Origin of the sequence: Leptolyngbya sp. AS-A5 (assembly GCF_039962495.1) — a bacterium.
Lineage (GTDB): Bacteria > Cyanobacteriota > Cyanobacteriia > Leptolyngbyales > Leptolyngbyaceae > Leptolyngbya.
On sequence record NZ_JAMPLL010000002.1, the window covers coordinates 264,012 to 281,714 of the forward strand.

19 protein-coding genes are annotated in these 17,703 nt (G+C 47.8%); 10 read left to right on the plus strand and 9 right to left on the minus strand.

Features of this window, described 5'->3' with window-relative positions; all coding sequences use genetic code 11:
- Nucleotides 1–2 precede the first annotated feature (2 nt).
- The 4 genes from hemF (at nucleotide 3) to NC980_RS03625 (ending at nucleotide 4,309) form a co-directional block, all read left to right on the plus strand.
- Nucleotides 3–1,058, plus strand: coding sequence for an oxygen-dependent coproporphyrinogen oxidase (gene hemF / locus NC980_RS03610; protein ID WP_190379760.1), 1,056 nt, complete (start codon nucleotides 3–5; stop codon nucleotides 1,056–1,058).
- 171 nt (nucleotides 1,059–1,229) lie between these two features.
- A complete protein-coding gene (locus NC980_RS03615; RefSeq protein WP_190379963.1) occupies nucleotides 1,230–1,622 on the plus strand; it encodes an anti-sigma factor antagonist in 393 nt (130 codons plus the stop codon).
- 161 nt (nucleotides 1,623–1,783) lie between these two features.
- Entirely contained in the window at nucleotides 1,784–3,118 is a 1,335-nt protein-coding gene (locus NC980_RS03620; RefSeq protein ID WP_190379761.1) for a hypothetical protein, read from the plus strand.
- Nucleotides 3,119–3,121: 3 nt separating this feature from the next.
- The gene (locus NC980_RS03625; RefSeq protein WP_190379762.1) at nucleotides 3,122–4,309 is read left to right on the plus strand and encodes an MFS transporter; all 1,188 of its coding nucleotides are present in this window, start codon (nucleotides 3,122–3,124) and stop codon (nucleotides 4,307–4,309) included.
- A 32-nt stretch (nucleotides 4,310–4,341) separates the two neighbouring features.
- Here the strand turns inward: NC980_RS03625 and NC980_RS03630 are convergent, their stop codons facing one another.
- Both NC980_RS03630 and NC980_RS03635 read right to left on the minus strand, forming a co-directional pair.
- Nucleotides 4,342–4,929, minus strand: a complete 588-nt coding sequence (locus tag NC980_RS03630; protein ID WP_190379763.1) for a shikimate kinase — start codon at nucleotides 4,927–4,929, stop codon at nucleotides 4,342–4,344.
- Nucleotides 4,929–5,459 (minus strand): hypothetical protein, encoded by a 531-nt coding sequence (locus tag NC980_RS03635; protein WP_190379764.1) that lies wholly within the window; start codon nucleotides 5,457–5,459, stop codon nucleotides 4,929–4,931. The genes NC980_RS03630 and NC980_RS03635 overlap by 1 nt, the downstream gene beginning before the upstream one ends.
- A 320-nt stretch (nucleotides 5,460–5,779) precedes the next feature.
- Here NC980_RS03635 and NC980_RS03640 point away from each other — a divergent pair, with 320 nt between their 5' ends.
- Together NC980_RS03640 and NC980_RS03645 are read left to right on the plus strand one after the other, a co-directional pair.
- Entirely contained in the window at nucleotides 5,780–7,393 is a 1,614-nt protein-coding gene (locus tag NC980_RS03640; RefSeq protein WP_190379765.1) for an iron uptake porin, read from the plus strand.
- A gap of 82 nt (nucleotides 7,394–7,475) precedes the next feature.
- The gene (locus NC980_RS03645) at nucleotides 7,476–9,551 is read left to right on the plus strand and encodes a thioredoxin domain-containing protein (RefSeq protein ID WP_190379766.1); all 2,076 of its coding nucleotides are present in this window, start codon (nucleotides 7,476–7,478) and stop codon (nucleotides 9,549–9,551) included.
- Here the strand turns inward: NC980_RS03645 and NC980_RS03650 are convergent.
- From NC980_RS03650 to hisH, 3 genes are read right to left on the minus strand one after another with little or no spacing between them, the layout of a single operon-like run.
- Nucleotides 9,535–9,840 carry a hypothetical protein gene (locus NC980_RS03650; RefSeq protein ID WP_190379767.1) on the minus strand — a complete coding sequence of 102 codons (306 nt, stop codon included), beginning with the start codon at nucleotides 9,838–9,840 and terminating at the stop codon, nucleotides 9,535–9,537. The genes NC980_RS03645 and NC980_RS03650 overlap by 17 nt on opposite strands.
- The gene (gene rsmD / locus NC980_RS03655; protein WP_190379768.1) at nucleotides 9,837–10,370 is read right to left on the minus strand and encodes a 16S rRNA (guanine(966)-N(2))-methyltransferase RsmD; all 534 of its coding nucleotides are present in this window, start codon (nucleotides 10,368–10,370) and stop codon (nucleotides 9,837–9,839) included. Before rsmD ends, NC980_RS03650 begins: the two co-directional genes overlap by 4 nt.
- Nucleotides 10,367–11,008: an imidazole glycerol phosphate synthase subunit HisH gene (gene hisH, locus NC980_RS03660; protein WP_190379769.1), complete on the minus strand. Its 642-nt coding sequence runs from the start codon at nucleotides 11,006–11,008 to the stop codon at nucleotides 10,367–10,369. Before hisH ends, rsmD begins: the two co-directional genes overlap by 4 nt.
- A gap of 34 nt (nucleotides 11,009–11,042) precedes the next feature.
- Between hisH and NC980_RS03665 the strand changes: the two genes are divergently transcribed.
- Together NC980_RS03665 and NC980_RS03670 are read left to right on the plus strand one after the other, a co-directional pair.
- Entirely contained in the window at nucleotides 11,043–11,543 is a 501-nt protein-coding gene (locus tag NC980_RS03665; RefSeq protein WP_190379770.1) for a peptidase C15, read from the plus strand.
- Between the two features lie 79 nt (nucleotides 11,544–11,622).
- Entirely contained in the window at nucleotides 11,623–13,395 is a 1,773-nt protein-coding gene (locus tag NC980_RS03670) for a family 10 glycosylhydrolase (protein WP_190379771.1), read from the plus strand.
- Nucleotides 13,396–13,525: 130 nt separating this feature from the next.
- Here NC980_RS03670 and NC980_RS03675 read toward each other — a convergent pair whose 3' ends face one another.
- From NC980_RS03675 to petG, 3 genes are all read right to left on the minus strand, one after another.
- Complete coding sequence (locus NC980_RS03675; RefSeq protein WP_190379772.1) at nucleotides 13,526–14,347, minus strand: hypothetical protein; 822 nt, start codon at nucleotides 14,345–14,347, stop codon at nucleotides 13,526–13,528.
- A 32-nt stretch (nucleotides 14,348–14,379) separates the two neighbouring features.
- Nucleotides 14,380–15,093 carry a DUF1361 domain-containing protein gene (locus NC980_RS03680; RefSeq protein ID WP_242027244.1) on the minus strand — a complete coding sequence of 238 codons (714 nt, stop codon included), beginning with the start codon at nucleotides 15,091–15,093 and terminating at the stop codon, nucleotides 14,380–14,382.
- Between the two features lie 131 nt (nucleotides 15,094–15,224).
- Complete coding sequence (gene petG, locus NC980_RS03685; protein ID WP_190379773.1) at nucleotides 15,225–15,338, minus strand: cytochrome b6-f complex subunit V; 114 nt, start codon at nucleotides 15,336–15,338, stop codon at nucleotides 15,225–15,227.
- A 234-nt stretch (nucleotides 15,339–15,572) separates the two neighbouring features.
- Between petG and NC980_RS03690 the strand changes: the two genes are divergently transcribed.
- Entirely contained in the window at nucleotides 15,573–15,947 is a 375-nt protein-coding gene (locus NC980_RS03690; protein WP_190379774.1) for a cytochrome c, read from the plus strand.
- On the opposite strand, the gene NC980_RS03695 is transcribed toward NC980_RS03690, so the two are convergent.
- Complete coding sequence (locus NC980_RS03695; RefSeq protein WP_190379775.1) at nucleotides 15,942–16,841, minus strand: peptidoglycan-binding domain-containing protein; 900 nt, start codon at nucleotides 16,839–16,841, stop codon at nucleotides 15,942–15,944. The genes NC980_RS03690 and NC980_RS03695 overlap by 6 nt on opposite strands.
- Before the next feature lie 104 nt (nucleotides 16,842–16,945).
- Here NC980_RS03695 and radC point away from each other — a divergent pair, with 104 nt between their 5' ends.
- The gene (gene radC / locus NC980_RS03700; RefSeq protein ID WP_190379776.1) at nucleotides 16,946–17,671 is read left to right on the plus strand and encodes a DNA repair protein RadC; all 726 of its coding nucleotides are present in this window, start codon (nucleotides 16,946–16,948) and stop codon (nucleotides 17,669–17,671) included.
- The last annotated feature ends 32 nt before the right edge of the window (nucleotides 17,672–17,703 follow it).

The window sequence follows — 17,703 nt, forward strand, 5'->3', positions numbered from 1 at the left end:
TTATGACTGCCTTCTTTACCTCTAACCCCACCGAAACGACACAACCGCTTCCTCCCAGTGATTCTAGAGAGCGGGTCAGCCAATGGTTAAAATCTTTTCAAGATCAAGTTTGTGAAGGACTAGAAGCCGCAGACGGAGCATCGCAGTTTCGCGAAGATAGCTGGACAAGAGAAGAAGGCGGCGGCGGTCGATCGCGGGTGATTCGCGAAGGTCGAGTGTTTGAGCAAGGCGGTGTGAATTTCTCAGAAGTCTGGGGCAAGGATTTGCCACCTTCGATTTTGGTGCAGCGACCGGAAGCAGCAGGTCATAGCTTCTATGCGACTGGAACTTCGATGGTGCTGCATCCCCGCAACCCTTACATCCCAACGGTGCATTTAAACTACCGCTATTTTGAAGCAGGCCCCGTCTGGTGGTTTGGTGGTGGAATCGATTTAACGCCGTATTACCCGTTTGAAGAAGATGTGATTCATTTCCATCAAACCTTGAAGGAAGCGTGCGATCGTCATCATCCCGAATACTATCCCACGTTCAAACTTTGGTGCGACGAGTATTTCTATCTCAAGCACCGTAAAGAAACTCGTGGGGTGGGCGGCATCTTCTTTGATTACCAGGATATACGCGGCGATTTGTATCCCATCTCTTATCCCGGATCTCAGAGTGATACCTCTGCGGCGTTGCGGAGTAAGGAAGTGGGAGCAGTGCAAAATCGCACCTGGGAAGACTTATTTGCGTTTGTGCAATCCTGCGGTGATGCGTTCTTGCCTGCTTATCTGCCGATCGTGGAGCGTCGTCAAGATACTGAGTACGGCGATCGTCAGCGTCAGTTCCAGCTTTATCGGCGGGGGCGCTACGTGGAATTTAACCTGGTGTACGATCGCGGCACGATCTTTGGGCTGCAAACGAATGGGCGGACTGAATCGATTCTGATGTCGTTGCCGCCGTTGGTGCGTTGGGAGTATGGCTATGAGCCAGAAACAGGCAGTCCAGAGGCGCGGCTGTACGAGATTTTCCTAAAACCACAAGATTGGATCAATTGGTCAACAAACGGGGCACACTAAGCCCAATGGTGATGAACCATTGACATCCATTTGTTAAGCCTTGCACTTCGGGGGAAGCATTCAACAGACGCTTCCCTTTTTTGATCTTAAAATCTTAAGAAATCGTTATCTTCCTCTATCTTTGGGCATAATTTAGACAGGTGATCACCAAAAGACTGCATGAGGCAAGTCATGGTTTACATGGAGCAGAAGACTTTCAATACCCCAGACGGCACGACGATCGTCGTGTTCAGTCCGAGTGGACGGCTAGATATTACGACAGCATGGAAATTTCGCACCAAACTACAGGACTGCATTGCTAAACAGGGAAATCATGTTGTTGTGAATTTAGGACAGGTGAATTTCATTGATAGCTCTGGCTTAACTTCATTAGTTGCAGGGATGCGGGATGCGGATAAGGCAAAAGGTAGCTTCAAGCTGTGTAATGTTCATCCGGAGGCGAAGCTAGTTTTTGAAGTGACGATGATGGATTCTGTTTTTGAGATTTTTGAGAGTGAGGAAGAGGCTTTATTAAGTAGTAAAGCGACTTTGCAAAATTCTGTTCCTCAAGGTTTAGCAAGTTAGCTTGAGAGCAGGACAACTGAAGAGTTTGTACCAGAAGCGATCGAAGTCAGGTTTCGATCGCTTTTTAATTGTTTAAGGCTGTTGTAACAAAATCTATCCCAGGATGCTTTGGGATGGCTAAAGCAAAGGCTTAAGGTATCCAAGGACGATCGAGGTGACTTATGGTAGATGCAATTCTGGCGCGATCAAAAGAACTGAAGCAATCGCTAACGGATTTTGTTTACGATGCGGAAGGGGAATTAGCAACGGCTTTTGAAAAGTTCGTCGCAGAGAAGTTAGCGCAATCGCAGTCAAAAGAGAGTAAGCACCGAGATACGATCGTTGATATATTTCTGACTCACGGACAAGTTGGAACGAAAACCCCGTTAGAGCTATTCATTGAAAGCGAACCAGAATTGTCAGAAGACGATCGACAACTGATTCTGAACTGGAAGCGTAATTTTTCAGGACTGTTTGCCATTCAAGAAATCTTACCCGACGGCTTCAAACTGATGAATTGGCTAACCACAAAACTATACATTGTGAAGCCGAATGATTCAGAAACACTAGAAGCAATGTCGCGATTAAAGCTTGGGGAAATGCTCGTCACGCGAATTGCACCTGTTGAGGATTACTGGACAATCTTTAGCCCGTATGTGCAGTTAGGGAACTTAGGGAAACCCAAGTTAGCGGTTGCGATCGGTAACTTTAGACAGAATTATAAATCTGATTTGTACGGGGATGCTCCAGAATTACTCGAAGAAGCCTGGAAATCGGTTGAGCGCTATCACCAAGATTTTCTCGATTTTTTCGGCACCGATCAGATGACGTTATCGGGTTATCATCTGGGTAAAAAGATTGCAGAATTTCAGGACTTTCTCACCCAGCGTCGAATGGATGAAGCAGGACTTGATCCGAATAAATCTCTTGCAGAAATGGCGCAAGAAGCAGGCGTGAGCGATGAAGAACTCACCGAAATGGCGGAAGCAATGGGACTCGACGAAGAAGCGGCGGCAAAAATGATGCAAAACAAAGCAGCCGCAAAAATGGTGACACCCCAGATCGAGCTACCGCCGGATTTGAAAAAAGCAGAAGAAGTGACGATTCTGGCGCATCCACGCTGGGGACAAATGTTACTGACAACCTACACTCAGTTTGAAGCGCTGCTGAAAGCGGAAGATTGGCAGTCGGTCAAAGGTGCGGATAGATTAGTGCGGAAGTATCTAACAGATGCTGAAGTGAATCCGTTTGTGTGGCATCAACTTGCAGAACAGTATCCAACTCAATTGGAGACTGTGTTGCGATCGTTCCTCGATCGTCCAGATTTCAACCTGCAAACAGACCTTGACCCACTGTTGCAGGAGCATCATAAACCCCTAGAGCCAGAACTACCGGACATCGCCAGTGTGCCAATACATCTGCACAATCTATTTCAAGAAGCTTTGGCAGAAGTGAGCAAAACGAAAGCCAAAGAAAAAGCGGATAAGAAGCCAACGAAAGGATTCAAGCGGAGTTAGACTGTGCGATCGAAACCGCGTTCACGATTGAACGATCGATTGTGGATTGGTGTTGCGCTCATCTTTTATTCGTTTGTTGCGATCGGGATTGCAGAAGGTGGATTAGGTGTGATTCTGCCATCAATTCTCGAAACTTACAGTCTCACACCTGCAACAGTGACATTTTTGTTTATTAGCCAGGTGTCAGGGTATGCGATCGCAGCCACAGCTAGCAGTTTTCTAACCCATCGATTCGGTTTAGCAAAGACAATTCTGCTCGGCTTGCTCTTACTGACCAGTGCATTAAGCCTTTATGCTTCCACGACGCAATGGATTGTCATGATTGCAACAGGATCACTGTTAGGGTTTGGGATTGGATTGATTGATGCAGGCGGTAATACGTTTATTGCACATGAGCAACAGAATGCTAATTTGATGGGATTGCTTCATGCGTTTTATGGAATTGGCGCACTTTCGGGGCCTGCGATCGCAACCGCATTTCTCACGTTTGGAGTGCATTGGCGACAAATTTACGCTGTGATTGCAGGGATTGTGAGCGTGTCAATTGTAGGAATGCTTTGGGCAGTTCTACACCAATATTCCCCTTTACAGCAGCGCTTTACTGGTGAGACGACCGCTCGATCGAACTTTGCCGCCGCGCTCAGAAATCCGATCGTGATTGTTTCTGCATTGTTGTTATTAATCTATGTGGGAACTGAGGTCTCGATCGGGAACTGGGCCTATACTGTGCAACACGTCGGTCGAGGCATTTCGACACAGATTGCAGGATACAGCGTGTCGGGCTATTGGGTGGGGCTGACGATCGGGCGCTTGAGCTTTGGTCAATTGATGAATCGATTGGGTGCAAATCGCACGATCGTGTTTTCACTGCTATTGCTGATTGTGGGCTTGCTGATTTGGTGGCAAATACCGAGCGCATGGCTTATTCTGCCCGTTTTAGGATTTGGGCTGGCAATCATCTTTCCCGCAATGATTTGGTTGACACCGCAACGAGTCGATCGAGCAATGGTTCCAACGGCGATCGGTTTACTTGCCAGTATGGGCAGTGTCGGAGCGGCGACGATTCCTACAGGAGTCGGTTGGGTTGCAAATCAAGCAGGGATTGGAATCATTCCTGCATTGATGTTGCCGTTAGCGATCGTCATGTTAGGTTTGCACAGTTGGCTAATGTCCCGTTTGGCTCGACGCTAACACCTTTCTAAAATCGCCTACCCTAAAATCGCCTACGAGTTCATGTGAAACGGCATTTCCTGATTCAACCGTTGCACCGATTGATCGATTTGGCGTTTCTGCTCACAGGCTTGAGCGATCGCCGCAATCACCCGTGCTGTAACCTGCTCTGGAGTTTCATCCGGCATGACCTGAATGTGAATATCCGCCTGGGCATAGCGAGATCGACGTTCATCCGCAAGCTGCGTTAATCGAGCCGTGAGATCCTGGTTCTGCAGCAAAGGTCGCGTTGTATCTTGGCTGAGCCGTTCCCGCAACTGTTCTATTGGAACATCGAGCCAGATAATCACCCCATGCTTCAGATAGCTCCAATTTTCCTGTGCCAGCACAATTCCGCCGCCTGTTGCCACGACTCGCCGCAACCGTGCCGAAACTTGCGCCAAGGTAGCCGTTTCGAGTTGGCGAAAAATTGCTTCTCCTGACTCGGCAAAAATCGCACTCACCGTCTGTCCGGTTGCCTGCTCAATAAACTGATCGACATCAAGAAACTCATAATCGAGCTGTTTTGCCAGCAGTTGTCCGATCGTGGTTTTGCCAACCCCCATCATGCCAATCAGAAACACACTCACCCCGTTTAGCATTACTGTTCATCCTCATCTAACTTTCGTACCGGGGGGCGAATCACACGGTAGTCTGCGTCCACGACATCCGGCTTTTTCGGTTCTGGTGCTTCGCGATAGGTGTAGGAATACGTCGAACCCGATCGCGTGGTCGAGGTGGGTTCCTGTCTGGTTTCAAAGTCTCGCTCTGATCGATTTTTGGGTTCAGTTGCCCAATCGTCGCCATCGTCGCTAAACCAATCGTCCGCATCAGGGGTGCGGGGTGCAGTGTTACGCGGCGTTTCCGTGTAGGCAAAGCCGGTCGATTGAGGTCGGGTGCCTTTGCGCTCAGAGCGCCGCGCCGTAAATCCAGTGAGTCCAAACAGCGCCGTAACAATCAGCGTTGTCGCAGCACCTAGTCCGATCGCACCGCCGATCCAGATGGGTAACGGCAAACTAGGCGACGGAACCCCGAGGAATACAAGCGACATCGACACGCCCCAGTTCGAGAGCGCGAAGATTACACCAAACCCAACGATCGCACAGAGCAGAACAAAACGCAGAAGAGCCATAAGAAAACCCCCGGTTAAATTCACCCGATCGGGTACTTTACTTCAGCTTAGCGTATTGCCAGACCGTGCAGAAACGCAACGTTACGACGAATGCTGAAACGATCAATTGTTGCAATTGATTAAATCTTTGATTTCTCAGTCTTTAGACAGTCGAGAGCTAAGAACAGAGACCAGTAGTGTGGCTCTAGCTAAGGATTTGAACGATTCATAACTCCCGCTTCTCAGGACGTGAGCTTCAGCTTTAGTAATTTTTGAGCTTCAGTGTTTTGGCTTCGTAGCAATGCGAGGTCTGCATCTATGAATATAGTGAGGAATGACGAATGAAATTCGCTTCATTTACCTGTTTGGTGACGATCGCGGCGAGTTCTTTACTGCTTGCACCTTTGAGCGTTCGTGCGGCTGAACCTGAGATTGTTCCTGCAAATCCACAAATTCAAAATAGTTTAGATCAAGTCACTTCTGTCTCACAGCTTTCGGATGTGCGCCCGACAGATTGGGCATTTCAGGCACTCCAATCTCTAGTTGAGCGGTATGGTTGTATTGCAGGGTATCCCGATCGTACTTATCGCGGCAATCGGGCATTAACCCGCTTTGAGTTTGCAGCAGGATTGAATGCTTGTCTCAATCGAGTCAATGAACTGATTGCCGCTTCTACAGCGGATTTAGTTAAAAAAGAAGATCTTGCCACACTGCAAAAATTACAAGAACAATTTGCGGTAGAGCTTGCAACCATTCGGGGACGTGTGGATGCTTTGGAAGCTCGCACAACGACTTTAGAACGCCAGCAATTCTCAGTCACAACGAAGCTGCAAGGTGAAGCGATCGTCGCTGCAATCAGCGTTTTGGCAGGCGATAATGCGATCACGAGTACCAGGGCTGAACGCAATCCCACGTTATCTTATCGGGTACGATTAAACCTCAATACCAGCTTTACGGGTCGAGATTTGCTCACAACGCGGCTTCAGGCGAACAATGTAACACCGCTGGGTCAAACTGCCCAAGACCCAACCAGCCCGACAGGGATTCGCGGTTTAGGTGTGTTGGGCACGAATATGGGACGGGTTGAGTTTGATGGAGATAGCGGCGGACAGGTTGGACTTGCACTGCTGCGCTATCGATTTCCTTTAGGCGAGAATACCGATGCGTTTCTTGCAGGGACAGGAAACGGATTTGTTGATTTAGATGCGTCGTCTCAGCTTAATCCTTATTTTGACGGGGGTGCTGTTTCTCTGTTTGGGCTGCGGAATCCTATTTATAACTATTCGTTTGGTGCAGGGTTTGGAATTCGGCATCGGATTGGAACAGCGGCTGAGGTGAATTTAGGTTATCTAGTGCCCAATGCTGCAAATCCAGCGAATAAGAGTGGTTTATTCAATGGTCAATATGGGGCCTTGGCGCAAGTTATCTTGAACCTAAGTCCTAGTTCTCGCATTGGTTTTACTTACATTAATGCGTATGCTCCGTTTGGGGCAGATCTTCAACCGGATGATCCGTTTAACCTCAGTGCGACGGGTAGTAATTTAGCTAATAGTAACTTTGGTGGTCCGGTTAGCATTAATGCGTATGGGATTTCTGGAACCTTCCAGGTTTCTCCGAACTTTGCACTAGGCGGTTGGGTTGGCTATGCGAATCACAATTACATCGGGCAAGGTAGAGGGGATGTCTGGAACTGGGCGGTGACGCTGGCGTTTCCTGATTTGTTTAAGAAGGGTAATTTGGGCGGATTGTTTGTGGGACAAGAGCCGAAATTAACGCGCAGTGATCTAGGGTTTCGCGATCGCAGTAACTCCTTGCACTTAGAAGCGTTTTACCGCCATCGCATCAATGACAACATTTCGATTACACCGGGAGTCATTTGGGTGACGAATCCTGACTTCAATACCAATAATGAAGATGTTGTGGTGGGTGTGATTCGGACGGTGTTCTCGTTCTAGCAGGCTGAAGACTCTGAGCAGTTGAGAAACGGCTTCAAGGTCGCTAAGGTGAATGGAATCAGTATGAACTTTTTCTTTTCCTATGCCAAATCGTTTAATTCAAGCTCAGAGTCTTTATTTGCGGAAACATGCTTATAATCCAATCGGGTGGTGGGCGTGGGGCGATGACGCGATCGAGCAAGCCCGCCGCGACAATAAGATTATCTTTTTATCAATCGGTTACTCTTCTTGTCACTGGTGTACGGTGATGGAGGGAGAAGCGTTTTCAGACCCGACGATCGCCGAGTATCTCAATCAGAACTATTTGCCGATTAAGGTCGATCGCGAGGAACGTCCGGATATTGATAGCATTTATATGCAGGCGCTTCAGATGATGACGGGGCAAGGGGGCTGGCCCTTAAACATCTTTCTGACACCGGATGATCTTGCACCGTTTTATGGTGGAACTTACTTTCCAGCTGATGCAAAGTACGGTAGACCCGGATTTCTGCATGTGTTGCAGACTTTGCGGCGATTGTATGATGACGATCGTGCTCGATTGGATGCCGTAAAAGCCGAGATTTTGACGAACTTACAGAACTCGGTGCTGCTTCCGACTCAAACACTGAGTGAAGCATTGTTAAAAGATGGGTTGGAATACAGTACCGGAATTGTTTCAGCCCAGATGCCGGGAACGCGATTTCCGATGATTCCCTATGCAGATGCGGCGCTTCATGCGGTGCGGTTTGGGTTTGAGCGATACAATGCTCGCGAAGCGACTACACGGCGCGGATTAGACCTTGCGCTCGGTGGCATTTTTGATCAGGTTGCGGGCGGTTTTCATCGCTACACGGTTGATCCGACTTGGACAGTTCCGCACTTTGAAAAGATGCTGTATGACAACGGGCAGATTGCTGAGTATCTTGCAAATCTCTGGGCATCGGGAGTACAAGAGCCAGCCTTTGAAAGAGCGATCGTTAAAACCGTTCAATGGCTCAAACGTGAGATGACTGCACCGGAAGGATATTTCTACGCGGCACAAGATGCAGATAGTTTTGTCACTCCCGAAGATGCAGAACCCGAAGAAGGAGCATTCTATGTTTGGAGCTATGACGAATTACAGCGATCGCTCTCTTCTGAAGAATTGACCGCCCTTTCAGAACAATTCACGATCAAGCCTAGAGGCAACTTTGAAGGGAAAATCGTGCTTCAGCGTCAGCATCCCGGTCAGCTCTCGGACACTGTAGAGACTGCATTCTATAAGTTATTTGAACTTCGATATGGCGCTTGCATCGGTGAAACCTTTCCGCCTGCGCGAGACGCTGAAGAAGCGAAATCCATTGCGTGGTCAGGTCGAATTCCAGCCGTCACCGACACAAAAATGATTGTTGCTTGGAATAGCTTAATGATTTCGGGATTGGCGCGATCGTACGCAGTATTCCGCGATTTAGAAGCATTAGAATTAGCCACTCAAGCTGCAACATTCATCTTGCAGAATCAATGGATCAACGATCGCTTTCATCGAATTAACTACAATGGCTCAGTTGAGGTTCTCGCACAGTCCGAAGATTTCGCATTATTCATCAAAGCATTGTTAGATTTGCATCAAGTCACCCGGAGCATTCAATCCGAAGCGCCGGAAAATCAAATTGATTGGTTAGCTGAAGCCATTCGGATTCAAGCGGAGTTTGATCAGTATCTTTGGAGCGATGGATTAAGCGGTTATTACAACACTGCTAAAGATGCCAGTCGAGACTTACTGATTCGAGAAAGAAGCTATGTAGACAATGCTACCCCTTCTGCCAATGGAATTGCGATCGCGAACTTAGTCCGCTTATCGTTGCTAACTGAGAACTTAGATTACTTCGATCGTGCCGAACAAACCTTACAAGCGTTTGCCAGTGTAATGGAACAATCGCCCTCGGCTTGTCCAACCTTGTTTACTGCACTCGATTGGTTCCGTAATCAAACCTTAATTCGGAGTACAGTCGATCGAATTGCAACCTTAGAGACGCAGTATCTACCCACAACCGCATTCAGAGTGATGGAGACATTACCGGAGGATGCGATCGCGCTCGTTTGTCAGGGTTTAAGCTGCAAAGAACCTGCCCGCACTCAGGAACAATTCATTCGGCAAATCCAGCAAAGCCAGAATAGATATGCTACCGGATTGGGATAAAGGGGAAGACAGTTTTGATGAATCTTCGCAGGCGCAGAAGTCCGATCGTTCTTCTCACTTGCGGCGAAACTTGATCGCGTGGATTTACAGGCTGACCTTCCTGAAGTTGAGTTTGCAGCGCGGCATATTCCGCAGCGTTTAATGGCTTGTTATCAATCGGCGATCGTGCTTCTGTGATGATTTCTGTCCGTGCTACTTCTTCGGGTTGGTCTTCCGGGGGTGGAAGCGCCATTGCAGGCGCGGCAACAGTCAGCGCTAGAAAAGCAATAAACGGAGATTTCCAAGTCATGATGTTTGATAGAACGTGAGTGCAGTGTTACCGTATCGTTTTTGACGAACAATCGTTAAAGGAATGTCAAAGGTAGCACCCGGACGATGTTCGACTGCCAGTTCACCGTCTTGAGCAAGTAGATTGAGTGTTGCGATCGCGCTCAGTACCGAAACATACAATTGACTATCGTAAGGCGGATCGAAATAGATGCGATCGAACTGTTGCCCAGATAGATTCGCTAACCGTTTGACCACATCTCCACGCAACACTTGATAAGACTGCTCCGATTGAGCAACTTGTTTCCAATTTTGCTCAATGATGCGGCAAGCGGGCGCAGATTGTTCGATCCCAATCACCAGTGAAGCTCCTCGACACAAAGCTTCGGCTCCCATTGAGCCGCTACCTGTACAAAGATCTAGCCAGCAACACCCCTCGATCGACCCTTGCCAGATGTTGAACACTGCCTCGCGCACTCTTGCTAAAGTCGGGCGAGTGTCTTGACCTGGAAGAGTTTTTAGAGGTCGATTGCCGTAGATTCGTAAGCTCATAGCTTTAATAGCTGACGTTGATTCACCAACTGAACAAAGTTCGATAGAAGCTGTAATCCAGCCGTTGAAGATTTTTCTGGGTGAAATTGAACAGCCATCAGATTCTCACGAGCGATCGTGGCTGTAACCGTCTGTGTTCCATGCGTGATTGTTGCTGCACGCACACTTGGATCGCTCGGTTCAACATAGTAAGAATGCACAAAATACACCCAAGGATCTGCGCCTAAGTTCTGCCACAGAGAACAATCTGGTTGTGTGAATTGAAGCTGGTTCCAGCCCATGTGCGGAATCGTTAATCCAGGTTCAGGATGAAAGCGTTTTACGGTTCCAGGAACAATGCCTAATCCGGGTTCTTTACCTTCTTCGCTCGATTCAAATAGAATTTGCAATCCTAAACAAATGCCTAAAAACGGTTTACCACTGTCGATCGCAGCTTTGATCGGTTGTACGAGATCCCGCGATCGTAAATGCTGAACGGCTGGATCGAAGGAACCTACACCAGGAAGCACTACCGCATCGGCTTGCTCAATTTCTTTGGCAGAATCCGTAATGAGCGTGGTTGCACCTGCGTTGTCTAATCCTTTACAAGCAGAGTGCAAATTCCCCATGTCATAATCGACAACAGCGATCGTCGGCATCTTTCAATCCTCTAGTCTGGTCTCTAAATTCTAGATGAAAATCCTATTGACTTCATTTACAACCTGGATGAAGCATCAGCGATCGAATGCTTCAGATGATTTGATTCAGGTCATTCTAGATCGCGGAAGCTTTCATCCAAATTGCCATTTTCTCAGACAGCTTCCGGTTGATTTTGAACTTGCACCGAAGCAAACGATCGAGAAAATTAATGAGATTCAACCCGACGTTACGATCTGTTGCGGAATGGCAGAATCTCGACGATGTTTATCACTTGAATCAAATGGTAAGTTTCAGAGTGAAATTCTACGATCGCGCCTTGATTTGAAGCACTTGATGGAATCGACGATCGCTACCGAAATCAGCCACGATGCTGGCAATTTTGTGTGCAATTATCTGTATTACTGTGTTCTTAAACATTTAGAAAGCCTAAATCAACACTGTATCTTCGTTCATGTTCCAGTTCTAACCGCTGGGAATACAGAAATTATTGTTCAAGATTTTTTGAACATTCTCGATCGAATTTGCATCCAATAATCCATAACAAAATGCAAAAAAACCGCTCGATCGCGCTGCACAAATGCGATGGTATTTGACGGGCATTACGAGGTGAGTTATGCGACGCGCTTGGATTCTTGGATTGTTAATTGTTGTGTTAACGATCGCACCTTCAGCTTTTTCTCAGACAAAATTAACCGACATTCAAAACCATTGGGCGCGATCGTGCATTGAATCTCTGTCGCAAAAATCAATCATTCGTGGATTTCCGAACAATCAGTTTCGACCGGATGATTCAGTGACGAGATCGCAGTTTGCTGCAATGGTCGTGAATGCTTTTCCAGACCAAATGAGTGCTCCCACCCGCGCACCGATTCAATTCCGAGATGTACCCGCAAATTTCTGGGCGCAAGATGCCATTCAAAAAGCGTATCGATCGAACTTTTTCTCCGGCTTTGAAGACGGAACCTTTCGACCCAATCTAGAAATTCCTAGAGTACAAGCCTTAACCGCACTAGCCAACGGATTAAAGCTTAAACCGACCAATGAAATTGAGCTAACAAACAAAACATTTTCAGATCTTCAAGACATTCCGAACTATGCGAAAAGCGCGATCGCAGCCACAACCGAGCGCAAGATCGCAGTCAACTTTCCCAATGCTCAACGCCTCAACCCCAATCGAACTGCAACCCGTGGCGAAATTGCAGCGTTCCTCTGCCAAGCTCGATCCGACACCAAAGGCTTGATCAGCGATCGCTATCTTCCAAACCCTGAACGACAAGCAAGAGAAATTCGCGGCGTTTGGTTAACCAACATTGATAGTGATGTGTTGTTCGATCAGAGTAAGTTGAGCAATGCAGTCAACGAACTTGCGCTATTGAACTTCAATACACTCTATCCAACCGTTTGGAACTGGGGCTATACGCTTTATCCAAGCCAAGTGATGAAGCGAGATGTTGGACTTGCGATCGACCCGCGCCCAGTCGCAGCAGGGCTGCAAAACCGGGATATGCTCAAAGAAATGATCACCGAAGCGCACCAGAAAGGAATGGCTGTCATTCCCTGGTTTGAGTTCGGATTCATGGCTCCTAAAGATTCGGAACTGGCGCAAAAACATCGCGACTGGTGGACACAAAAGCGCGACGGATCAACCGATTACGAAGCCGCTGCGCTCGATCGTGTTCAGATTCCCGTCTGGTTTAATCCCTTTAAACCAGAAGTTCAACAATTCATTCTCAATCTAGTGACCGAAGTTGTTGATAACTACGATGTCGATGGCATTCAGTTTGATGATCACTTTGGCTTACCCGTTGCATTCGGCTATGACGATTACACTGTGAATCTTTACAAGCAAGAACACAACGGAAAAGCCCCGCCTGATAATGCTCAAGATCCAGAATGGTCGAGATGGCGATCGAACAAACTCCAGGCTTTCTTAGCTAAACTGTTTCAAACCGTCAAAGCTCGGAAAAACAACGTTCTGATCTCGCTTTCACCACTCGATCTGCCTTACGCCTACGAAAACTTTCTAGTCGATTGGGACAAGTGGCGACAAGCAGGACTGATCGAAGAAGTGGTCCCGCAAATCTATTTTCAGGGGCAGAAATTCGACGATCGCATCAATCCCAACACTTGGAAAACCTTACGTGCTGCCCGCGATCACATCCCAACCGCGATCGGTATTTTAAGTGGATTGTCCAGCACCCCGCGCCCGATCGATGAACTCCAACGACAAGTCAAAGCCGTTCGAGATCAAGGTTATGCGGGAATGTCGTTCTTCTTCTACGAAACGCTTTGGAACAAGTCGCCTCAATCGATCGATCAACGAAAATCAGGCTGGCGGAGCATATTCAAGCAGAAAGTTCAGCGAGTGAGTCTCGTTAATCCCTAACTTCATCCCAATTACTCGATACGACAAATTCCGCCTCAGTTCAAAGTCCCCCACTCGTGGGGGATTTAGGGGGCAGAAGCCGATCGCAACGAAGCCAACACCCAGCGAACTAACCTTTCTTCAATGCCGCTTACTTCTCGTAATCCGTTTTCTTAAAAAACTCCCGCAGATCGCTGAAAAACTTCTCTCGATCGCTCTCCCGATACGCCGCCCTCACCCGATTCCAGCCATCCTCTTGCTGCCCAAGCAAATACTTATCCGCCAAATAAGCCGCCAGAATCCCTTTGACCTCAGCGTCCTTCTCTGTTCTTACTTGCTGATAACCCTGCCACAGTTTGTAAGCATCGCTGTAAATCAGCTTCGGATATTGCCGCGTCACATCGACCATTTTTCCATTGTCAAATCGCCAAATCTGAACCGGAAACGCCGAAGCTGCATAGCTCGTAAACGCATAAGCAAAACGATCGTCCGCACTATAAAATTCCGTTTTGCCATCCTGATCAAGATCGCGCAGTTGATAGCCCAAATTGCCCCAATATGCTTGCGATTCCACATACTGCTTCTGAGCAGAATCGTACTGATAAATCAATGAATACTCACAGCAATGCGCCCCACCTGTATACATATCTGCAATCACTTCGGGGTCTTTATCACCATTCAAATCCTGCACGACAAACCCACGATCGCGCTCATTCATCCCAAACGAAACCATCGGACGATCGTACTCAGAAATCTTTGGCGCTTGATCAAATACAGTCTGTCCCGATCGCTGAATCTTCAATCGCACATTCTTGACTTGGGGAAAGCCATCGGTTGAAGTCTGTTCATATGACAATTCAGCTTTCACCTCTCGTTGCTGTACTGTCTTTGTCAATACTTCCGCTCGAACTGGCAACCCCACAAATCCTAACACTCCCAAACCCACTAAAGCAATCGCCCGAATGCTCATCATCGCAGTATTCCATCACTGCGTTTAACTACGCTTCAAGAGTGAGGAATTACGAAATCCCGTCGCTCCCGCTTCGGACGAAGTTTCCAGTAGTCTGACAATGCAAAATGAGCAGGTTTCAGCAACGCATAAAGCGCCGTGAGAATGATGAATGTTAACACCATTGTCATCAATGGTTCCTTTGCAAACATAGCATCAAATACGCTATCGACAACATCATGCCAATTCGTCAGCAGGTTCCAGCTATTAAACCGCAGAAATCGTCCTAGATAAATCCCGATCGCGCTCAGTAAATGAATCGATAGTTCAACCGGGAAAATATATCGTCTCAGTCCTCGCTGCTTCAGGTAGTACCCCGCATTCAGCAGCGACATCACATACGCCTCGAACCCCGCGAAAAGAAACAAAAAGAAGAGCGGCACATAAACCAGTGCAACCGTCCAGATCGACGAACCCGCCCGCACCCACCTGACAAAATGAATAATATCCGTGAGAATATAAGGCGCATTCGGCAGAAAGGCAATGAATACCGCAACCCCAAACCACCACAGGGGAGAGCGATGCCGACGCTCGATCGCACCACCCGGCAAAGTTAGGGTCGAATTGCCAACCTGCACCTGCCGAAATAACAATACACTCAGGACTAGCGGAATGACGGCAAGAAACAGATTCCAGCCCATCCAATCGACGTTGTGATAGAGCGTATGCAGCGCTTGGGCGACAAGAGACTTAAGCGGCAAGTCCAGCATCTTAGACACTCCTCTAAAAAATACTTTCCTGCAATCTACTCAGCCCATTTGTCGATCGTATGACAATGCCGTCTAAAAAAAGTTGCCCTAGAAAATACTTTCCAGGGCAGGGTACGAGTAACACAATGAAATTAGAGGTTCAGTTGATTGCCGCGACGATATTGCGTGTAAGCAGCAACAAACAGACCCACCAAGGTAACGGGCACAAGTCCCAACACAATACCCAGCAAAATTGGCTCAACCATGTTTGAATCTCCTCGGTTCGTAAGATTTTGAAACTTAAATCATGAAGGTCTCGTTATCTATTATCTTAGCCGTTCTTGTCCGCTCCACATAGAGCAACCCTTGTACATCAACCGAATCACAAGATTTTTTTGGCAAGATTACAGAATTTGCTGCGGCAGGAGGAGCTGAAATTTGTTAAAGTCTGTTTAGTATATGAGTGAACAAATTTTACAGTCCTTTTATAGAATCCTCTTTTGAACCAGCAGCTTGTCAAATCTGAAGGGTCGCCCCAAAAATTACTCACGATCTTGCTCGTCGTGTGTTTTGCGATCGTGCTGTCGCTTCTGGGTGCAAACCAACTTCATCGAACTGATCCCTATGTGCAGGAAGTTCTCTCGATTCCAGGGGATGCCATCCAGGGTCATGCCATCTTTCAAATTAACTGTGCAGGTTGTCACGGAATCATGGCAGATGGCAAAGTGGGGCCGAGTTTGAAAAATGTCTCTAGTCGCAAGTCGCGTACTCGCTTGATCGAGCAGGTGATCAGCGGACAAACGCCTCCAATGCCCAAGTTCCAGCCCAGTCCCCAAGAGATGGCAGACCTGCTGGAATATCTAGAAAGTTTATGACCGGCTCCTGATTCTGCGTGCCTCGGCATCAATTCGGCTGCGGACGGCTAAGCTAGCAATTCCGTTTACTCTCAAGCTGTAACGAGACTGAAATTGTTCAACTGCGGCACGAGTCGCAGCATCGTAATATTGAGCGATCGCAAAGTTACTTCTCAAAATCAGCTTCAGATTGTTGCGTAGATTTCGCATGACTCTAGACAACTGCTCTTCAGTGTCGCGATTAATCGCACCCGTTTCAGAAAGCCCATACAGTCTCTGAAGATCCCGGATTGCCCGCACCGTTGCGGGATCACCGAGCGGTGCTTGCGGATTAATGTCATACCCAAACCCAGCCAAAATTGCTTTGGTTTGAGGCTCAGTGTAGATGCTCAACTGCGATCGTTCAGCAGGAATCGTAGGAGTCGTAGGTGTTGAGGGAGTGGTCGGAGGGGTGAGAGGATCTTCATCGTTGAGAATGGCATTTAATCGCCGCCGTGTTTCTAGCGTTGCAGTTCCCGTGATAGGTAAGCGATTTTGCTGCTGAAATTGTTTGACTGCCGCTTCAGTTTGCCTGCCGTAGAACTGACTTCCCGGAAGTTGGGGAGAGGGTTTTACGACACGATTTAAGCCAGATTGCAGCGATCGTACAATCTCCGCTGCTTTGTCTTGCGTGGGATTGTTTAACGTTCCATCCACAGGTAAAGCGTACTGGACTTGAAAGTCTCGAATCGCCTGCTGAACCCGTGGATCAGTGATCGGAGCATCCAACTGCACCGCATAGCCCAGTCCATTCAGCACAGAGATAAATTGTGCTGGGGAATAGTCTTGCGATCGGGCTGCATTCGCGGCTTGAGCATAGGTGACGATCGCGACACTTCCACAAACCACACCGGAAATTAACCTTGCGTTCCACATATCCAATTTATGATTTTTTCTGAGCAAATTATCGCGCGTTCTGCGGTGTTGCGCTGCATTTGCTAGAAGGGATTAATTGAGAAACGAACACTTTTTCCCACTTTATGACTTATTCGCTCCGCATTGCTGATCTTCCAGAGAGTGAACGTCCGCGCGAACGTCTGATCGCCCAAGGTGCAAGAACACTTTCAACGGCAGAGCTTTTAGCTATCTTGCTCAGCACGGGTTCAGGAAAGCTCTCAGCCGTTGGATTGGGGCAGTACATCCTCAAGGAACTAAGTCAGCATGAGCGCGATCCTCTGAGTGCGCTACGTGAGGTGAGTATTGCAGAACTGACAAAAGTTCCAGGAGTGGGAACGGCAAAGGCGACGACAATTTTAGCGGCGATCGAGCTTGGCAAACGAGTGTATCAATCCCGCCCACCGGAAAAAACTGTGATTGATGATCCAAATGTTGCTGCTGCTGCGCTCAGCCACGAATTGATGTGGCAAACCACAGAGCGATTTGCAGTTTTGATTCTAGACGTGAAAAATCAGCTGATTGCAACACAGGTAATTACGATCGGCACTGCAACCGAGACGTTAGCCCACCCCCGCGAAATTTTTCGAGAAGTGATTCGGCAAGGGGGAACGAGAGCGATCGTCGCGCATAATCATCCGTCTGGAAACACTGAACCTAGTACCGAAGACATCGCCCTGACCCGTCAATTACTCGAAGGCGCTCGATTCCTTGGCATCCCGATTTTAGATCACCTAATTTTGGGCAACGGCACGTACTTAAGTTTGAGGCAAACCACTGCACTCTGGAATGAAGTTTCACAAGGTATATAAACCGTGTATACACAGCTTTTGCATACACGGTC